This is a genomic window from Candidatus Magnetobacterium casense (genome assembly GCF_019173545.1).
GTDB classification, from domain to species: Bacteria; Nitrospirota; Thermodesulfovibrionia; order Thermodesulfovibrionales; family Magnetobacteriaceae; genus Magnetobacterium; species Magnetobacterium cryptolimnobacter.
Genome location: NZ_JABXWD010000665.1, coordinates 1 through 1,374, shown reverse-complemented (window position 1 = coordinate 1,374; position 1,374 = coordinate 1). Strand labels below are relative to the sequence as shown.

Annotated in this window: 2 protein-coding genes; one reads left to right on the top strand and one right to left on the bottom strand. The window is 47.7% G+C overall.

Annotated features, from left to right (window positions below; all coding sequences use genetic code 11):
- Nucleotides 1–499: 499 nt before the first annotated feature.
- Nucleotides 500–670, bottom strand: coding sequence for a hypothetical protein (locus HWQ67_RS18575; protein ID WP_218254184.1), 171 nt, complete (start codon nucleotides 668–670; stop codon nucleotides 500–502).
- Nucleotides 671–977: 307 nt separating this feature from the next.
- On the opposite strand from HWQ67_RS18575, the gene HWQ67_RS18570 reads away from it, so the two are divergent.
- Nucleotides 978–1,374 (top strand): tail fiber domain-containing protein (locus HWQ67_RS18570; protein ID WP_218254183.1); only part of this gene is annotated, 397 nt, incomplete at its 3' end.

The window sequence follows — 1,374 nt, the reverse complement described above, 5'->3', positions numbered from 1 at the left end:
CCGCACTTATGGACAGTGTCAGAACCCTTGAAGGCATAGAACAACTACAGGCCTTTAAATCGCTGCTAAGAAAGTCTGCCTCTGTGGATGACCTGTGGGCATATCTCAAGGGGGTATAGTCCAGGAGGGCTTACCTGGTATCTGGAACTTTCGCACCCGTAATTTTTGCTATTGACTTTTCTGAAATCCTTGTTCTATGCGAGCATCATGATGTCGTTAGAGGATTTTAGCAAAGAAGTTTTTTGGGTTGGCTATTATGAATAATTTGCCGACTGATATGCCAGGATATGGCAGTCTTGGTGCCGTTCTTGCCCTCTCTCTAATGCACCTTCAGCAACCTTAATATTAATACCCCCAGGCCTTTTTCTTTTTCCGGTTATCTTTGCGTCCGGTTGGACTACCGTGTGTCAACGCCATTGTTTTATCTTAAGTCCGCGGCCTTCTTCATCAACGAAGTAGCAATCAAGGAGCACACTATACGCGCATTTTGCGTGTAAATTCAAAACAGTTCGGAGGTACTTTCTATGAGGTTTAAGATCGAGGTTTTAAAGCATGTAGCAGGGGCAAACGTGGCAATCATTGCGTTGCTGTGTCTGACGTTGTCGGCATACGCAGGATAGGTGCCATACGCCTTCACGTCGGGGACGGTCGCCAAGTCCAGTGAGGTCAACGCTAACTTTACCTACTTGGGGGACAGGAGTTGGGATTATAATGGAACAAATTTATATTATAACAATGGCAAACGAGTTATAATAGGGTTAGATTCTTTTCCAGCAGGTCGCACTGCATATTTTCAAGTCCATAATCCAGAAGCAGATGGAGAAGAAATTGCCAGATTTACTGGAGCAGGTACGACGTTAATGCGTTATATTACTGTTGGTGGTACAACTCATGATTCTACGGGGCAACAGGGTTTCATTGGATATAACCGTTCTGATAAACAGTGGCAAATAGGCACACATTATCAAAGCGCATCTATGATAATACGCAGTATGGAGTATGGTGGTTACGTCGGTATCGGCATTGGCACAACAACCCCCGCCTACCCCCTGCACATGGCCTCCGGAGCCTACGTAACCACCGGCGGCGTATGGACGAATGCATCAAGCCGCAAGTACAAGAAGGACATCCAGAGTCTCACATCCGAAGACGCCATGCTGGCGTTTAACAAGCTTGAGCCGGTCTCCTTCAGGTACAAGACCGACGACGAACAACACATCGGCTTCATCGCGGATGACGTCCCCGATCTGGTGGCATCAAAGGATCGCAAGGGTCTGAGCACAATGGACGTGGTCGCGCTCCTGACCAAGGTCGTCCAGGAACAGCAGAAGATAGCCCAAGAGCAGCAGAAGACCATAGCGGAACTCAAGGAAG